The sequence below is a fragment of the Kitasatospora sp. NPDC059648 genome (assembly GCF_042734825.1).
Lineage (GTDB): Bacteria > Actinomycetota > Actinomycetes > Streptomycetales > Streptomycetaceae > Kitasatospora.
Genome location: NZ_JBHWDU010000011.1, coordinates 94,493 through 110,580 on the forward strand (window position 1 = coordinate 94,493; position 16,088 = coordinate 110,580).

The following is a 16,088-nucleotide window of genomic DNA, read 5'->3' on the forward strand; positions in this document are numbered from 1 at the left end:
TACGTCCTTTCCCTCGCTACCGGACTCAGGCCTGCTCGGAGAGCAGCTTGCCGTCGGCGGTCTGGTAACCCTGCTTGAAGGACTCGATCGCGCCGGTCAGGGCGTCGACGGTGCCGTCGGCCAGCAGACCGGTCTCGACGATGCCGGCCAGCAGGTCCTTGTGCTGCAGGCGCACGAAGTCCAGGAACTCGCGCTCGAAGCGGCGGATCTCGGCGACCGGGACGTCGTCCAGCTTGCCGGTGGTGCCGGCCCAGATGGAGACGACCTGCTCCTCGACCGGGAACGGCTGGTACTGACCCTGCTTCAGCAGCTCGACCATGCGCGCACCGCGCTCCAGCTGGGCCTTGGAGGCCGCGTCCAGGTCGGAACCGAAGCCGGCGAAGGCCTCCAGCTCACGGTACTGGGCGAGGTCCAGGCGCAGACGGCCGGCGACCGAGCGCATGGCCTTGATCTGGGCGGAGCCACCGACGCGGGAGACCGAGATACCGACGTTCACGGCCGGGCGGATGCCGGCGTTGAACAGGTCGGACTCCAGGAAGCACTGGCCGTCGGTGATGGAGATGACGTTGGTCGGGATGTACGCCGAGACGTCGTTGGCCTTGGTCTCGATGATCGGCAGACCGGTCATCGAGCCGCCGCCGAGGGCGTCGTTCAGCTTGGCGCAGCGCTCCAGCAGGCGGGAGTGCAGGTAGAAGACGTCACCCGGGTAGGCCTCGCGGCCCGGCGGGCGGCGCAGCAGCAGGGAGACGGAGCGGTAGGCCTCGGCCTGCTTCGACAGGTCGTCGAAGATGATCAGGACGTGCTTGCCGTCGTACATCCACTCCTGGCCGATGGCCGAACCGGTGTACGGGGCGAGGTACTTGAAGCCGGCCGGGTCGGAGGCGGGAGCGGCCACGATGGTGGTGTACTCCAGCGCGCCGGCCTCCTCCAGGGCGCCGCGGACGGACGCGATGGTGGAGCCCTTCTGGCCCACGGCGACGTAGATGCAGCGGACCTGCTTCTCCGGGTCGCCCGAGCGCCAGTTGTCGCGCTGGTTGATGATCGTGTCGACGGCCACCGCGGTCTTGCCGGTCTGGCGGTCGCCGATGATCAGCTGGCGCTGGCCGCGGCCGATCGGGGTCATCGCGTCGATGGCCTTGATGCCGGTCTGCAGCGGCTGCTTGACCGACTTGCGGGCCATGACGCCGGGGGCCTGCAGCTCAAGGGCGCGGCGGCCGCTGGCGGCGATGTCGCCCAGGCCGTCGATCGGGTTGCCCAGCGGGTCCACGACGCGGCCGAGGTAGCCGTCGCCGACCGGAACCGAGAGGACCTCGCCCGTGCGGCGCACGGTCTGGCCCTCTTCGATGCCACCGAACTCACCGAGGACGACGACACCGATCTCGCGGGTGTCGAGGTTCAGCGCGAGGCCGAGCGTGCCGTCCTCGAACTTCAGCAGCTCGTTCGCCATGACCGAGGGCAGGCCCTCGACATGCGCGATGCCGTCCGCTGCGTCAGTGACCGTACCGACCTCTTCCACAGAAGCGGCGTCCGGCTGGTACGACTGGACAAAGTCGGCCAGCGCGTCCCGGATCTCCTCCGGACGGATCGTAAGCTCCGCCATCAGGCTTCCCTGCTCTCCTAGTTTGCGATCCTCGGCCCGCCATTGAGGGCCGCAAGTACTCGACTCTCGGCCGGGTCGTATGAACCGGCCGTACGATTTGCCGGCTCCTTGGGGAACCGGTTTCCCGACCGAGGGTCGGATGTGCTGCTGGTCGCTCAGCCTTCGAGCGACTGGCGAGCGCCTTCGAGGCGGCTCGACACGGTGCCGTCGATGATCTCGTCGCCGATCTGCACCCGGACACCGCCGACGACCTCGGGGTCGACGTCGATGTTCAGGTGGACCTGGCGGCCGTACATCCGGCCCAGAGCACCGGACAGGCGCTCCTTCTGGGCGTCCGACAGCGGCACCGCGCTGGTGACCAGGGCCACCATGCGGCCGCGACGCGCGGCGGCGAGCTTCGAGTAGGACTCCAGGCCCTGCTCCAGGCTACGGCCACGCGGCACGTTCACGAGGGCGGTGACCAGCCGGACGGTGCCGGCGTTGGCACGGCCGCCGAGCAGCTTGCCGACCAGCTGCGCCTTCGCGGCGGCACCGGCCTTCGGCTCGCTCAGCGCGGCGCGCAGCTCGTGCGAACCGCTCACCACCCGGCCGAAGCGGAACAGCTCGTCCTCGACGTCGTCCAGGACGCCGGCCTTGTCCGCGGCGATGACCTCGGCGTACGCGGCGAGCTCCTCGATCGCGTCCACCAGGTCGCGCGAACCCGACCAGCGGGAGCGGACCAGGCCGGAGACCAGGTCCACGGCCTCGCCGGAGACCTGACCGGTCAGCAGCGAGGTGATCAGCTGAGCCTTGTCCTGGCCCGACCGGGACGGGTCGGTCAGGACTCGGCGCAGCGACACCTCACGGTCCAGCACGGCCGTGACGGCGGTGAGCTCCTCGGCGAGCTTGGCCGCGTCCACCGTGGTGGAGTCGGTCAGGCTGTCCAGGTTCTGCCGGCCGGCGGCGAGAGCCTCGCGGCTGGCGCCGATCACTTGGCCGCACCCTGAGCAACGGCGGCCTTGGCCTCCAGCTCGTCCAGGAAGCGGTCGATCACGCCGCTCTGCCGGGTGTGGTCCTCCAGGGACTCACCCACGATGCGGGAAGCCAGCTGGGTGGCCAGCGAACCCACGTCCTGGCGCAGGGCGGCAGTCGCCTGCTTCTTGTCGGCTTCGATCTGCGCGTGACCGGCGGCGACGATGGCCTCGCGCTGACGCTGGCCCTCCTCGCGCATCTCGGCGAGCTGGGCAGCGCCCTGCTCGCGAGCCTGCTCGACGATCCGGGCAGCCTCGTGGCGCGCCTCGGCAAGCTCGGCGCGGTACTGCTCAAGCAGGGCCTGGGCCTCGGCCTGAGCGGCCTCGGCGCGCTCCATGCCGCCTTCGATGGCGTCCCGGCGCTCCGACAGCACCTTCTCGATGCTGGGGAGGAGCTTCTTGCCGAGCAGACCGAAGACGATGAAGAAGCAGAGCAGGCCGATAACGATCTCGGGCGTGTTGGGGAGAAGAGGGTTCATCTTCTCCTCAGCCGCGAGCTGAGCCACGATGCTCATTTCTGGACCTTCCTCGAAAGGGTCTGCGGCAGGATTACTTGTTGCCGAAGACGAACGGCATGACGATGCCGATGAGGGCGAGCGCCTCGGTCAGCGCGAAGCCGATGAACATGTTGGAACGGATGAGACCGGCAGCCTCGGGCTGGCGGGCCATGGCCTGGACACCGTTACCGAAGATCAGACCGACGCCGATGCCGGGGCCGATGGCGGCGAGGCCGTAGCCGATGGAGGCGACGGAACCGTAGACAGTGCCCTCAGCGAGGATGCTCATTGACGTTGTCCTTTGCAGGGTGGTGAACCGGTGGTGATTGGCCACCGGGCGATCCGGGAGGTTGGTTCTTGGGCGGGGCCGAGGGCCCCGTGGCTCAGTGCGCCTCTTCCAGGGCACCGGCGATGTAGCTGCTGGCCAGCATCACGAAGATGTAGGCCTGCAGGAACTGGACCAGCAGCTCGAAGGCGGTCAGGGCGACGGCGACGACGAACGAGGCCGAGCCGTACAGCGCGCCCAGGGTCGGGCTGAGCAGGTACCAGGAGGCGATGGAGAACATCACGATCAGCAGGTGGCCGGCGAACATGTTCGCGAAGGCTCGGACCGCGAGCGTGAACGGGCGCACGAAGATGTTCGAGAAGAACTCGATCGGCACCAGGATGAACATGACCCAGCCGGGGATGCCCGAGGGCCAGCAGAGGTTCTTGAAACCGCCGACGAAGCCGTGCTTCTTGAAGGTCAGCGTCATGTAGGTGATCCACACGACGGCCGCGAGGCCGGCCGGGAACGCGATCGTCGCCGTCACGGGGTACTGCGCGAACGGGATGATCGACATGATGTTCATCAACCAGATGAAGAAGAACATCGAGACCAGCATCGGGACGTACTTCTCGCCCTTCTTGCCGATCGTCTCCAGCACGATGGAGCGCTTGACGAAGTCGTAGCCGATCTCGCCGACGAGCTGCAGCTTGCCCGGGACCAGTCGCGGCTTCGCGAACGAGGCCCAGAAGAACACGACGACCAGGAGCGCGACGATGATCGACAGCAGCATCGGCTTGTTGAAGTCGATGCCGCCGATCGAGAAGATCGGCTTGAACTGGAACTCGTTCAGGCCCGGGGCCGGGAAGCCGCAGCCAGCGTCCCCGAAGTGGCAACTGCCTGAGGCGAGCGAGGACGTGAGTTCAGCACTCACCGCGGACTCCTTCGTCGTGACGCATGGTTACGGCAACCTCGGTGTGTCGGCGTGGCCTGCGACCACGGAGCGGCACTGGAACTTGATGGGTTTCTCGCCGACCCCGCGCGACGGCTTGCTGCGCGACCGCGGGATCATCGAAGACTGCGCGGATCCGGGGGGCGATCCGTCCACTGTCCGGACAGACCTGGCCTCTTCCCGTACTCCGTTGTTGCGACGGACGATAGCAGCCCGTCAGTGCGGCATAAACACCGCCCCCCTCGTTGGGGGGACAGTCAGGCCTCGTCACTGTTGACGACCCTTGTCGGAGGGCTTGTCACCCTTGTTTTCCGAGGCGCCGGGGTCGACGTAGAAGGTCTTGGCCTTGAGCGCGCCGCGCACCTGGAAGCCGGTCCAGATCAGGGCGCACCCGAGCAGGGTGAAGGCGAAGGCCTGCCGGTTGAACAGTTCGGTGTTCTTGAAGACCGCCAGGACGATGCCCACCAGCAGGATCTGGGTGGTGTACACCAGCAGCGCCGCAGCCATCATGATCTGCGGGTTGGACCTGGTCAGCCGGTCGAGCGCGATCTGGCCGAAGCTGAAGAAGGCCATCACGAGCAGGGCGCCGAAGAGGGCGCCGAGCAGGCCCTTCCCACCGGCGACGGCGAAGGAGATCGCCATGGCGATGATCCCGGCGACCGCAGTGGGAATCGCGGCGCCTCGGAGGATCCGGGCGTCGGTGGACGGCATGTCGGCAGCTCCGGCGGCATGTCGATGTGGCGGGGGACGGGCACAGATGGTGGCGGGGTGACACCGGACCGAGTGGCCGCCGCCGGGCCGCCCGCGACTGCGGCGGGCCCGTCGAGGGAGACCGACGAGGGACGGAAGTCCTCCACCTGTCAGGTCTTTCGGCGTGTTCTCGGTACTCGTGAACGGTATCACAAACTATTTGATGAGAGCTTTACCATGAATGTGTGGCTCCTGTCACACCAACGGCCCAGTCGTTGAGCCGTACGGGTGAGCCCATTTGACGCATGGTCAACTCCCCGGTCAACGACGGCCGGTGGCCCCGTGGTGGTCGGAGGAGGCGGACCGGCCCCGGCTGGCTTCACCGAGAAGTTGCTTGTCCTTCGCCGACAGTTCAGCCATCGGGGCGGCGGACGACTGCCGCCGGTACCGCGGCGGGACGAAGGACTGCACCGCCCGGGGCGCCCGCGGACGGAACCGCGGGGTCAGCAGCACCACCAGGCCGACCAGGCAGAGCCCGGCGAGGGTCAGCACCACCGTGCGGCCGGTGTTGGTCACCGAGAAGGCAACCGTGCCGAAGGCGATCAGCGCGGCCCAGAAGTACATGATCAGTACCGCGCGGCTGTGCGAGTGCCCGACCTGGAGCAGCCGGTGGTGCAGGTGGCGCTTGTCGGCGGCGAACGGGGACTGGCCGGCCCAGGTACGGCGCACCACCGCGAGCAGCAGGTCGGCCAGCGGCAGCGCGATGACCGTCAGCGGCAGCAGCAGCGGGATGTAGATCGGCACCAGGGTGTGCACGGTGGCGGTCTGCGAACCGGTCTCGCTGTTGATCAGGTCCGGGTCGACCCGGCCGGTGATCGAGATCGCGGCGACGGCCAGCATCAGGCCCAGCATCATCGAGCCGGAGTCGCCCATGAAGATCCGCGCGGGGTGCATGTTGTGCGCCAGGAAGCCCAGGCACATGCCGATCAGCAGCACGCTGAACAGCACGGCGGGGGCCGCGTCGGTGATCGCGTAGCCGTACCAGAGCCGGTAGCTGTACAGGAAGAACGCCATCGCCGCGATGCAGACCATGCCGCCCGCCAGGCCGTCCAGGCCGTCGATGAAGTTCACCGCGTTGACCATGACGACGACCAGGGTCACCGAGATGACCATGCCCTGGGTCGGGCTCACCGCCACCGGGCCGACGCCCGGCACCGGGAGGGTGATCACCGTGACGCCCTGCCACACCATCACACCGGCGGCGATCATCTGGCCGCCGAGCTTCACCAGGGCGTCCACGCCCCACTTGTCGTCCAGCACGCCCAGCAGGAACATGATCCCGGCGCCGGACAGCAGCGCTCGGATGTCACTGCCGCCGTTGAACACCTTGCTCAGGTTGTCCAGCTGCGAGGCGACCAGGATGCCCGCGCACAGTCCGCCGAACATCGCGATGCCGCCGAGCCGCGGAGTGGGCTCGCGGTGCACGTCGCGGGCGCGCACCGGAGGCATCGCGCCCGCCGCGATGGCGAACTTCCGGACCGGGCCGGTCAGCAGGTAGGTGACGGCGGCGGTGCAGAACAGCACCAGCAGATACTCACGCACCACTGGCCTCCTGCATCACTGTCGAACGGGGAGGTACCGAAGGTACTCCCCTGCCTTCCCGGGGTTCGAGGTGCGTCGCCACGGCACACAGCTTATTGAGTCGGACGCCGGGGACGCGCATCGCGGTTCGCTCTCCCGGGTAAGAGATCCGGATACCCGTGCCCGCGCCCTCGCTCAGCCCCGGTGCGCGAAGGCCGCCGCCAGCTCCCGCACCCGCTCCCCGACCGGTGCCGTCGCCTCCCCGGACAACAGCCGGGCGATCAGCGCGGCGATCTCGGTCAGCTCCGGCACGCCCATCCCCTGGCTGGTCACGGTGCCCGTGCCCAGGCGGATCCCGGAGGCCTCGGCGGCCGGCGCCGGGTCGTACGGCAGCGCGCACTTGCCGAGCAGCAACCCGGCCGCGGCGCAGCGCCGTTCGGCCTCCACGCCGGTCACACCCAGCGGGCTCACGTCGGCGGTCACCAGGTGGGTGTCGGTACCGCCCGTCAGAGGGCGCATACCGGCCTCTGCGAGCCCTCTGGCGAGCGTCTGCGCCCCGGACACCGTCCGTTCCGCGTACGCCCGGTAGGCGGGCGTCCCGGCCTCCGCGAGGGCCACCGCCTTCCCGGCCACCTCGTTCATCGCCGCGCCGCCCTGGGTGAACGGGAACACCGCCCGGTCGATCCGCTCGGCCAGCTCCGCGGTGGACAGCAGCAGGCCCCCGCGCGGACCGCGCAGCAGCTTGTGGGTGGCCGCCACCGTGACGTCCGCGTACGGCACCGGGGAGGGCGCCACCCCGGCCGCGACCAGTCCGGTGGTCTGCGCGACGGAGGCGATCAGATAGGCGTCCACCTCGTCGGCGATCTCCCGGAAGGCCGCCCAGTCCGGGTGCCGGGGGTGGGAGATCGAACCCGCGACGATGGCCTTGGGGCGGTGCAGCCGGGCCAGCTCGCGCACCTGGTCGAGGTCGATCAGGCCGTCGCCCTCGCGCACGCCGTAGCCGGTGAAGTCGAACCAGCGGCCGGAGAAGTTGGCCCGCGAGCCGCAGCTGAGGTGGCCGCCGTGCTCCAGCGACATCGCCAGCACCCCGTCACCGGGCCGCAGCAGCGCCGCGTAGGCCGCCAGCATCGCCGAAGTCGCCGACCTTGGTTGGACGTTGGCGTGCGGGGCGGAGAACAGTTGACGCGCCCGGTCGATCGCCAGCAGCTCCGCGGCGTCGGCCAGCGCACAGCCGGTGTGGTGCCGGCGGCCGGGGTAGCCCTCGGCGTACTTGTCGATCAGCGGCCCGGTCAGCGCCGCCAGGACGGCCGGGCTGGTCAGGTTCTCCCCCGCCAGCAGCTGGATCGTCTCGGCGCGCCGCTCGGCCTCGGCGGCCAGCAGGTCGGCGATCTGGGGATCCGCCCGGTACAGCGGCTCGGACGCCCACGGGCGCCCCCTCGTCGTCGCGGTCGAGCCGGTCGCGGCTTCGGTGACGGTCATGGCGGGGCTCCCGGGCGCTGCAGGGACGGTCCACCCAGCGTAGGACCGTCTCGGCCACCCGGCTCGGCGGCGCAGGGCCGTTCGGCCCTCAGGGCCGGTCCCGGTACGCCCGTCAGTGCGGCGCCTGGACGCCGGTGAGCGCGGTGACCACCGGGTCGACCGCGTGGAATATCTCCTCGCCGCAGTTGCGGAACATGCCGATCGGGGCCCCGTAGGGGTCGTCCACCTCGTCGGACTCCGGGGTCGCGGCCAGCAGCCAGCCGCGCAGCGCGGCGGCCGCCCGGACCAGGGCGCGGGCCCGCTCGGTGACGTCGGCGCCGCGGCGCGGGTCGGGCAGTGTGCCCGGGTCGATCGTCCGCACCAGGCGGGTGAACTCCTTCATGGTGAAGGTGCGCAGCCCCGCCTCGTGGCCCATCGAGATCACCTGGGCGCGGTGGTCCAGGGTCGCGGTGAGCACCAGGTCGGCCTCGACCACGTGCTCGTCCAGCAGTTCCCGGCCGGTGAAGCCGCCGCTGTCGGCGCCGTACTCGTCGAGCACGGTCGCGGCGTGGTCCTCCATCGGCGCGCCCACGTGGCCCCAGGTGCCGGCGCTCTCGACCAGGATCCGCCCGGCCACCCGGGGGCTGAGCCGGGTGTCCAGCTCACGCCGGGTGAGCCGCTCGGCTATCGGCGAGCGGCAGATGTTCCCGGTGCAGACGAACAGGATCCGGAAGTGGTCCAGCGGCCTGGGGCCCACGCTCAGGTACGGTGCTATGCCGGGCCCGTCGTGGAGCGAGGCGGCGGGCGTCAACTTCCGGCCTCCAGGTCGGGGACGACCTCCCTCAGCTGCTCGATGCTGATCGCGCCGGCCCGCAGCAGGACCGGCACCTTGCCGGTGACGTCGACGATCGACGAGGCGGTGGCGTGGTCGGCCTTCCCGCCGTCCAGGTAGACCGAGACCGCGTCGCCGAGCTGGGCCTGCGCCTCGTCGCAGGTCGCCGGGGACGGCCCGCCGGTCTTGTTGGCGCTGGAGACGGCGAGCGGGCCGGTGGCGTTCAGCAGCTCGATGGCGACCGGGTGCAGCGGCATCCGGACCGCGACGGTGCCGCGGGTCTCACCGAGGTCCCAGCGCAGTGAGGGCTGGTGCCTGGCGACCAGGGTGAGGCCGCCGGGCCAGAAGGCGTCCACCAGTTCCCAGGCCTGCTCGGAGAAGTCGGTGACCAGGCCGTGCAGGGTGGTCGGCGAGCCGACCAGGACGGGCGAGGGCATGTTGCGGCCTCGGCCCTTGGCGGCCAGCAGCTCGCCGACGGCCTCCGGGGAGAAGGCGTCCGCGCCGACGCCGTAGAGGGTGTCGGTGGGCAGCACGACGATTTCACCGCGGCGGATGGCCGAGGCGGCCTCGCGCAGGCCGGTGGCGCGGTCCCCGGCGTCGGCACAGTCGTAGCGGCGGCTCATCGGTGCGGTCCCCTTCCGAGATGGCTCATGACGTTCACGGCGGTGCTCACAGCGCGGGCCTGCGGGCCGTCGTGCCGCGTTCCATGTTCACGACCCGACCCTTCGGGCGGTCGTACGGCGCTCGAATGTTCACGACCCGACCCTTCGGGCGGTCGTACGGCGCTCGAATGTTCACGACCCGACCCTTCGGGCGGTCGTGAAACGCGGCCGGTTGTTCAGGTCGCGGTGGTCGGCGGTGTCCGTCCAGCCGCGTTCCTCGTTGAAGATCCACGGCACCTGGCCGCCCTGCTGGTCGGCGTGCTCGATGACCACCGCGCCGCCCGGGCGCAGCAGCCGGGCGGCGACCCGCTCGATGCCGCGGATGGTGTCCAGGCCGTCCTCGCCGGAGAACAGGGACATCTGCGGGTCGTGGTCGCGGGCCTCGGGCGCGACGTACTCCCACTCGGTGAGCGGGATGTACGGCGGGTTGGAGATGACCAGGTCGAAGCGGCCGTCCCAGGAGCGGTCGTCCTCGAAGGCCTTGGTGGCGTCCCCGGCGTGCAGGGTGACCCTGGCGCGGTCCGGGCTGGCCTCGATGTTGCGCCGGGTGTACTCCAGCGCCCCCTCGTCGAGTTCGAAGGCGTGCACGGTGGAGCGCGGCAGCTCCTGGGCCAGGGCGAGCGCGATGGCGCCGGAGCCGGAGCACAGGTCGACCACCAGCGGCTCGGCGACGTCCATGTCGCGCACCGCGTCTATCGCCCACTCGACGACCGATTCGGTCTCCGGCCGGGGCACGAACACCCCGGGGCCGACCTCCAGTTCGAGGTAGCGGAAGAAGGCCCGCCCGGTGATGTGCTGCAGCGGCTCGCGCGCCTCCCGGCGGGAGACCGCCTCCCAGTAGCGGGCGTCGAAGTCGGCGTCCTTCACCGTGTGCAGCTGGCTGCGCTTGACGTGGTGGACGTAGGCGGCGAGTTCCTCCGCGTCGAAGCGCGGCGACGGCACGCCGGCCGCGGCCAACCGCTGGGTGGCCTGGGCCACCTCGGCGAGCAGCAGGTTCATCCGTACGACCTCTTGTTTCTGCGCTCCGGCTTCAGGCTTGCGTCGGGCTGGGGCGCGCCGGTCTCAGTTCTCTTGGGCCGCGGCGAGCTTGGCCGCCGCGTCCTTGTCGACGCAGGACTGGATCACGGCGTTCAGCTCGCCGTCCAGGACCTGGTCCAGGTTGTACGCCTTGAACCCCGTGCGGTGGTCCGAGATGCGGTTCTCCGGGTAGTTGTACGTCCGGATGCGCTCGGAGCGGTCCACCGTGCGGACCTGGCTGCGACGCGCGTCCGAGGCCTCGCGCTCGGCCTCCTCCTGCGCGGCGGCCAGCAGCCGCGAGCGCAGGATGCGCATCGCCTGCTCCTTGTTCTGCAGCTGGCTCTTCTCGTTCTGGCAGGACGCCACGATACCGGTCGGCAGGTGGGTGATCCGGACCGCGGAGTCGGTGGTGTTGACCGACTGGCCGCCGGGGCCGGAGGAGCGGTAGACGTCGATGCGCAGGTCGTTGGCGAGGATCTCGACCTCGACCTCCTCCGCCTCGGGGGTGACCAGCACGCCCGCCGCGGAGGTGTGGATGCGGCCCTGGGACTCGGTGGCGGGGACGCGCTGCACGCGGTGCACGCCGCCCTCGTACTTCAGCCGGGCCCAGACGCCCTGGCCCGGCTCGGTGTTGCCCTTGGTCTTCACGGCCACCGAGACGTCCTTGTAGCCGCCGAGGTCGGACTCGTTGGAGTCGATGATCTCGGTCTTCCAGCCGACCCGCTCGGCGTAGCGCAGGTACATCCGGAGCAGGTCGCCGGCGAACAGCGCGGACTCCTCGCCGCCCTCGCCCGCCTTGATCTCCAGGATGACGTCCTTGTCATCGCTCGGGTCGCGCGGGACCAGCAGCAGCCGCAGTTCCTCGGTCAGCTCGTCGCGGCGCGCCTCGGAGTCCTTCACCTCGGAGATGAACTCCGGGTCCTCGGCGGCGAGTTCGCGCGCGGCCTCGATGTCCTCGCCGGCCTGTCGCCACTGCCGGTAGACCCGGGTGATCGGGGTCAGCTCGGCGTACCGCTTGGCCAGCTTGCGGGCGTTGGCCTGGTCGGCGTGGACGGACGGGTCGGCCAGCCTCGTTTCGAGGTCGGCGTGCTCGACGAGGAGCTCTTCGACTGCCTCGAACATGGGGTGGCCTTCTTCCCGGGGATTCGGAACGTGTGGGGGGTCGGAACGGTGGAGCCGCGGAACGCGCGCTGGGACGCGAACGGCGCCGGTCCCCGGCGCCCCCGACAACGAGTACGGGGGCACCGGGAACCGGCGCCGAATGAGCGCTAGGCCTTCGCGCTGTGCTGCTTGCCGAAGCGCTTCTCGAAGCGGGCCACGCGGCCACCCGTGTCGAGGATCTTCTGCTTGCCGGTGTAGAAGGGGTGGCACTGCGAGCAGACCTCGGCGCGGATCTCGCCACTGGTCTCGGTCGAGCGGGTGGTGAACTCGGCGCCGCAGGTGCAGGTCACCTTCGTGACCACGTACTCCGGGTGAACGTTGGGCTTCAAGGGGTTCTCCTAGTTTTCGGGAGGGCACCGGGTCGGCGGCTGGGAGTGCCGCACGTGAACCGGGACCGACGGACCAGTCTGCCAGGACCGGCCGCATCTTCCCAAACCGGGTCCCGTTCCGGGATATTCCGGGCTCCGCCCGGCGGGCGGGTCAGCGGACGGCGGAGGCCTTGGCGGTGGGCCTCGGGGCGGGCCTCGCCGCGGGCGCGGTGGGGGCGGCGGGCGCCGTGGGGGCCGCCTGGGCGGGGTTCTCCGGCTGGGCGGACAGGACCGCCGGCGGGACCGGCTGGTCGGCCCTGAGCGCCGCCCAGACGGTCCCGGCCTGCGGCTGCTGCTCGACCACCCGGTTGGGGTCGGTGGGGGCCGTCACCACCGGCAGGGTGACCGTGGTCAGCTGGTCCGGCCCGATCCCCTTGAGCTCCTGTACCAGGCCCACCAGGGAGTTCACCGAGCCGAGCGCGGAGTCGGTGGTGATGCTCTTCGTCATGGTGTCGCCGATCGACCACAGCTTGACCGGGTCGGAGAACAGCCCGGTCCCGCCGGCCTGCCGGAGCAGCGACTTGACCATCTGCTTCTGCAGTTCGATCCGGCCGAGGTCGCTGCCGTCGCCGACGCCGTGCCGGGTGCGCACGAAGGCCAGTGCCTGCTGCCCGTCGAGGTGGTGCTGCCCGGCGGGCAGGTCGAGCCCGCTGTCCTTGTCGTGGATGGCCACCGCGGTGGTCACGGTGGCCCCGCCTATCGCGTCCACGACCCGGGCGAAGCCGGCGAAGTCCACCTGCAGGTAGTGGTCCATCCGCAGCCCGGTGAGCTGCTCGGTGGCCTTCACCGCGCAGGCCGCGCCGCCGCTCTCGAAGGCGCTGTTGTACATGGCGCGCTTGGCCGCCGGGACGGCCCTGCCGGCGCTGTCGGTGCACTGCGGGCGGTCGACCAGGGTGTCGCGCGGGATCGAGACGATCGTGGCCCCGGAATGGGCCTGGTCGACGTGCACCACCATCGCGGTGTCGGAACGGGCGGAGTCGCCGGTGGCCCCGCCGGCCAGGTCGCCGTTCTCGCCGACCCGGGAGTCGGAGCCCAGCACCAGGATGTTGAAGGAGCCGTCGGTGGCGGCCGGGGGCCGGGCGTCGCCGAGGCGGGAGTCGATGTCGATGCTCTTGATGTTGCCGTTGAGCTTCAGGTAGGCCCACCCGGCCGCGCCGCCGCCGAGGACGACGAGCGCGACGAACGCACAGGCGGCCACCCGCAGGACCTTGCGGCGGCGACTCGGGACCCTCTTGTGCTCGGCCATACGCTCCACAATAAATCGGACAAGAAGATCGAAAAGCCCCACATTGTCCCAACTCTGGAACAACCCGGCCCCGGACGCGCGGAACCCCGGACCGCTCGCGCGATCCGGGGTTCCGTGCTCGACAAGCCGTCCGGCTACGGTCAGTCGCCGGAGCCGGGGGTGGTCTTGGCGATCTGCATCAGGAACTCGGCGTTGCTCTTGGTCTGCTTCATCTTGTCCAGGAGCAGCTCGATCGCCTGCTGCGAGTCGAGCGCGTGCAGCACCCGGCGCAGCTTCCAGACGATGGCCAACTCCTCGCTGCCGAGCAGGATCTCCTCCTTGCGGGTGCTGGAGGCGTCCACGTCGACGGCCGGGAAGATGCGCTTGTCCGAGAGCTTCCGGTCGAGCTTGAGCTCCATGTTGCCGGTGCCCTTGAACTCCTCGAAGATCACCTCGTCCATGCGCGAGCCGGTCTCGACCAGCGCGGTGGCCAGGATGGTCAGCGAGCCGCCGTTCTCGATGTTGCGCGCGGCACCGAAGAACTTCTTCGGCGGGTACAGCGCGGTCGAGTCGACACCACCGGACAGGATGCGGCCGGAGGCCGGCGCCGCCAGGTTGTAGGCGCGGCCCAGGCGGGTGATCGAGTCCAGCAGGATGACCACGTCGTGGCCCAGCTCCACCAGGCGCTTGGCACGCTCGATGGCCAGCTCCGCGACGGTGGTGTGGTCCTCGGCCGGGCGGTCGAAGGTCGAGGAGATGACCTCGCCCTTCACCGACCGCTGCATGTCGGTGACCTCTTCCGGACGCTCGTCGACCAGGACGACCATCAGGTGGCACTCGGGGTTGTTGTGGGTGATCGCGTTGGCGACCGCCTGCAGCACCATGGTCTTGCCGGTCTTCGGCGGCGCCACGATCAGACCGCGCTGGCCCTTGCCGATCGGCGACACCAGGTCGATGATCCGGGTGGTCAGCACGCCCGGGTCGGTCTCCAGGCGCAGCCGCTCCTGCGGGTAGAGCGGGGTGAGCTTGTTGAACTCGGGGCGGCCGCGGCCGGTCTCCGGGTCCATGCCGTTGACGGAGTCCAGCCGCACCATGGCGTTGAACTTCTCGCGGCGCTCGCCCTCGCGCGGCTGGCGCACCGCGCCGGTGATGGCGTCACCCTTGCGCAGGCCGTTCTTGCGGACCTGGGCGAGCGAGACGTAGACGTCGTTCTGGCCCGGCAGGTAGCCGGACGTGCGCACGAACGCGTAGTTGTCGAGGATGTCGAGGATGCCCGCGACCGGGATCAGGACGTCGTCCTCGCCGATCTGCGGCTCGACGGCGCCGGTCTCGAAGCCCTCGCGGCCGCGACGGCCCCGGCGGTCGCGGTAGCGGCCGCGACGGCCCCGACGGCCCTCGCCGAACTCGTCGTCGTCGTAGCCGCCCTGCTGGGCCTGCGGCTGCTGGGCCTGCTGGCCGCCCTCGCGGCGCTGCTGGCCGTCGCCCTGGCCCTGCTGCTGGCCCTGCTGGCCGCCCTGGCGGTCGGCGCGCTCGCGGCGGTTGCGGCGGTCGCGGCGCGACTCGCGCGACTCGCTGTCCTGTCCGCCCTGCGCGTCGGCACCGTCCTGGCGCTCGGTGCGCTCGGTGCGCTCGCCCGGCTCGCGGCGGTCACGACGCTCGCGGCGGTCACGACGGGTCTCGCGACCCTCCTCGCGACCCTCGAAGCCGCGGGTCTCGGCCGGGCGCTCGGCCTGCTTGGGCTCGGCCACCGCGACGGTGGCGGGCTCGGCGGCGGCCTCGGCGGCCGGGGCGGTGGGGGCGCCGGCGGCCGAGGTGGCGCGGCGGCGGGTGCGCTCGGCACGGGCCGGCGCGGCGGTCTCGGCGGCGGCCTGGACCGGGATCTCGATCTGGGCCTGCGCCTCGGCGGCCGGGGCCGCGGCAGCGGCGGCGGCGGCCTTGCTGCGGCGGGCCGGCTTCTCGGCCGGGGCCTCGGCCTCCGCCTTGGCGGCGGTGCGCTTGGCGGCCGGAGCGCCACCGGCGGCGAGCAGCGGGTCCCCGCCGCTCTTCTCCTTGATGGTCTCGATCAGCTGGCTCTTGCGCATGCGCCCGGTACCGGTGATGCCCAGGTCCGCGGCGAGCTTCTGCAGCTCGGCGAGAACCATGCCGTCCAAGCCCGCGGCGGCACTGCGGCGGCGGCGCGGGGCGGCGGGGGCGGCGGCCGCGTCCGACGCTTCGGCGTCCGGGCGCGCGCCCATCAGATCGGTGGAGTCGCTCACTAAGGGTCCTTCCCTGGAGCGGACGTCGGCCTGTCTGGCTCGGCGACCGGTTGTGCTGTCCTGACCAACGCTCGACTGCGTCGGTCCGAGGCGGTGGTCCCTCGAATGGCGGGAGCCCGTCGAGGGAGAGCTGCGAGGTGCGGTGCATGAAGCACGGTGGTGCTGAGTGGCGCGCGGGCCGGTCGTGTGTCGACCTCCCCAGAGGGCGTTGCCCCCAACGCTGCCTGCGAATCCCGGGCCCCCGTCGCGTGACGGCGGACCTTCGCTCCGCCCGTCCTGGCCTCTAGGTGGGAGGCCGCGGGTGGGAGTCAGGTGCCGTCACGGCTTCGGGATGCGGCCGCATGTCGCGCAGGCAGGCTGCGTACGCGCTGCGGTGGGCTCCCGGAGAATCGTCGCCCCGGGCATCGCGGCGGCTCCACGGCAGTGGAGCGCTGGGATCGGGACGCGGCGCACCGAGCCCCGGAGGGCACATGGTGCAGCAATGAGATTAACACTACCGACCCCCTCAGACATTC

At 70.8% G+C, this 16,088-nt stretch carries 15 protein-coding genes; all 15 read right to left on the minus strand.

Going from position 1 to position 16,088, the window contains the following annotated elements; translation table 11 throughout:
- Window positions 1-25 precede the first annotated feature (25 nt).
- Window positions 26-1,600: a F0F1 ATP synthase subunit alpha gene (gene atpA, locus ACFV1W_RS09950; protein ID WP_380414810.1), complete on the minus strand. Its 1,575-nt coding sequence runs from the start codon at window positions 1,598-1,600 to the stop codon at window positions 26-28.
- A gap of 155 nt (window positions 1,601-1,755) precedes the next feature.
- Window positions 1,756-2,571, minus strand: a complete 816-nt coding sequence (locus ACFV1W_RS09955) for a F0F1 ATP synthase subunit delta (protein WP_380414812.1) — start codon at window positions 2,569-2,571, stop codon at window positions 1,756-1,758.
- On the minus strand, window positions 2,568-3,125 hold the full coding sequence (locus ACFV1W_RS09960; protein ID WP_380414814.1) for a F0F1 ATP synthase subunit B: 558 nt from the start codon (window positions 3,123-3,125) through the stop codon (window positions 2,568-2,570). The genes ACFV1W_RS09955 and ACFV1W_RS09960 overlap by 4 nt, the downstream gene beginning before the upstream one ends.
- Window positions 3,126-3,159: 34 nt before the next feature.
- Window positions 3,160-3,396: an ATP synthase F0 subunit C gene (gene atpE / locus ACFV1W_RS09965; protein WP_030282059.1), complete on the minus strand. Its 237-nt coding sequence runs from the start codon at window positions 3,394-3,396 to the stop codon at window positions 3,160-3,162.
- 94 nt (window positions 3,397-3,490) lie between these two features.
- Window positions 3,491-4,306: a F0F1 ATP synthase subunit A gene (gene atpB / locus ACFV1W_RS09970; protein ID WP_380414816.1), complete on the minus strand. Its 816-nt coding sequence runs from the start codon at window positions 4,304-4,306 to the stop codon at window positions 3,491-3,493.
- Window positions 4,307-4,591: 285 nt separating this feature from the next.
- Window positions 4,592-5,035 (minus strand): hypothetical protein, encoded by a 444-nt coding sequence (locus tag ACFV1W_RS09975; RefSeq protein ID WP_380414818.1) that lies wholly within the window; start codon window positions 5,033-5,035, stop codon window positions 4,592-4,594.
- Between the two features lie 300 nt (window positions 5,036-5,335).
- Complete coding sequence (locus tag ACFV1W_RS09980; protein ID WP_380414820.1) at window positions 5,336-6,616, minus strand: MraY family glycosyltransferase; 1,281 nt, start codon at window positions 6,614-6,616, stop codon at window positions 5,336-5,338.
- A gap of 174 nt (window positions 6,617-6,790) precedes the next feature.
- Window positions 6,791-8,074: a serine hydroxymethyltransferase gene (gene glyA / locus ACFV1W_RS09985; RefSeq protein ID WP_380414821.1), complete on the minus strand. Its 1,284-nt coding sequence runs from the start codon at window positions 8,072-8,074 to the stop codon at window positions 6,791-6,793.
- A gap of 112 nt (window positions 8,075-8,186) precedes the next feature.
- Window positions 8,187-8,810, minus strand: a complete 624-nt coding sequence (locus ACFV1W_RS09990) for a protein-tyrosine-phosphatase (RefSeq protein ID WP_380414822.1) — start codon at window positions 8,808-8,810, stop codon at window positions 8,187-8,189.
- Window positions 8,811-8,860: 50 nt separating this feature from the next.
- Complete coding sequence (locus tag ACFV1W_RS09995) at window positions 8,861-9,508, minus strand: L-threonylcarbamoyladenylate synthase (protein ID WP_380414824.1); 648 nt, start codon at window positions 9,506-9,508, stop codon at window positions 8,861-8,863.
- Window positions 9,509-9,679: 171 nt separating this feature from the next.
- Window positions 9,680-10,546 (minus strand): peptide chain release factor N(5)-glutamine methyltransferase, encoded by an 867-nt coding sequence (gene prmC / locus ACFV1W_RS10000; protein WP_380414825.1) that lies wholly within the window; start codon window positions 10,544-10,546, stop codon window positions 9,680-9,682.
- Between the two features lie 63 nt (window positions 10,547-10,609).
- Window positions 10,610-11,686, minus strand: a complete 1,077-nt coding sequence (prfA, locus tag ACFV1W_RS10005) for a peptide chain release factor 1 (RefSeq protein ID WP_380414826.1) — start codon at window positions 11,684-11,686, stop codon at window positions 10,610-10,612.
- Window positions 11,687-11,832: 146 nt separating this feature from the next.
- Entirely contained in the window at window positions 11,833-12,054 is a 222-nt protein-coding gene (gene rpmE, locus ACFV1W_RS10010) for a 50S ribosomal protein L31 (protein WP_316526281.1), read from the minus strand.
- Window positions 12,055-12,205: 151 nt separating this feature from the next.
- Complete coding sequence (locus ACFV1W_RS10015) at window positions 12,206-13,339, minus strand: LCP family protein (RefSeq protein ID WP_380414828.1); 1,134 nt, start codon at window positions 13,337-13,339, stop codon at window positions 12,206-12,208.
- Between the two features lie 140 nt (window positions 13,340-13,479).
- Window positions 13,480-15,573 (minus strand): transcription termination factor Rho, encoded by a 2,094-nt coding sequence (gene rho / locus ACFV1W_RS10020; protein WP_380414830.1) that lies wholly within the window; start codon window positions 15,571-15,573, stop codon window positions 13,480-13,482.
- Window positions 15,574-16,088: the final 515 nt, after the last annotated feature.

Coding starts and splice junctions, on each gene's coding strand:
- glyA (WP_380414821.1), bottom strand. CDS start 8,074: ATGACCGTCACCGAAGCCGCGACCGGCTCGACCGCGACGACGAGGGGG.
- atpE (WP_030282059.1), bottom strand. CDS start 3,396: ATGAGCATCCTCGCTGAGGGCACTGTCTACGGTTCCGTCGCCTCCATC.
- prmC (WP_380414825.1), bottom strand. CDS start 10,546: ATGAACCTGCTGCTCGCCGAGGTGGCCCAGGCCACCCAGCGGTTGGCC.
- ACFV1W_RS09995 (WP_380414824.1), bottom strand. CDS start 9,508: ATGAGCCGCCGCTACGACTGTGCCGACGCCGGGGACCGCGCCACCGGC.
- atpA (WP_380414810.1), bottom strand. CDS start 1,600: ATGGCGGAGCTTACGATCCGTCCGGAGGAGATCCGGGACGCGCTGGCC.
- prfA (WP_380414826.1), bottom strand. CDS start 11,686: ATGTTCGAGGCAGTCGAAGAGCTCCTCGTCGAGCACGCCGACCTCGAA.
- ACFV1W_RS09975 (WP_380414818.1), bottom strand. CDS start 5,035: ATGCCGTCCACCGACGCCCGGATCCTCCGAGGCGCCGCGATTCCCACT.
- ACFV1W_RS09960 (WP_380414814.1), bottom strand. CDS start 3,125: ATGAGCATCGTGGCTCAGCTCGCGGCTGAGGAGAAGATGAACCCTCTT.
- ACFV1W_RS10015 (WP_380414828.1), bottom strand. CDS start 13,339: ATGGCCGAGCACAAGAGGGTCCCGAGTCGCCGCCGCAAGGTCCTGCGG.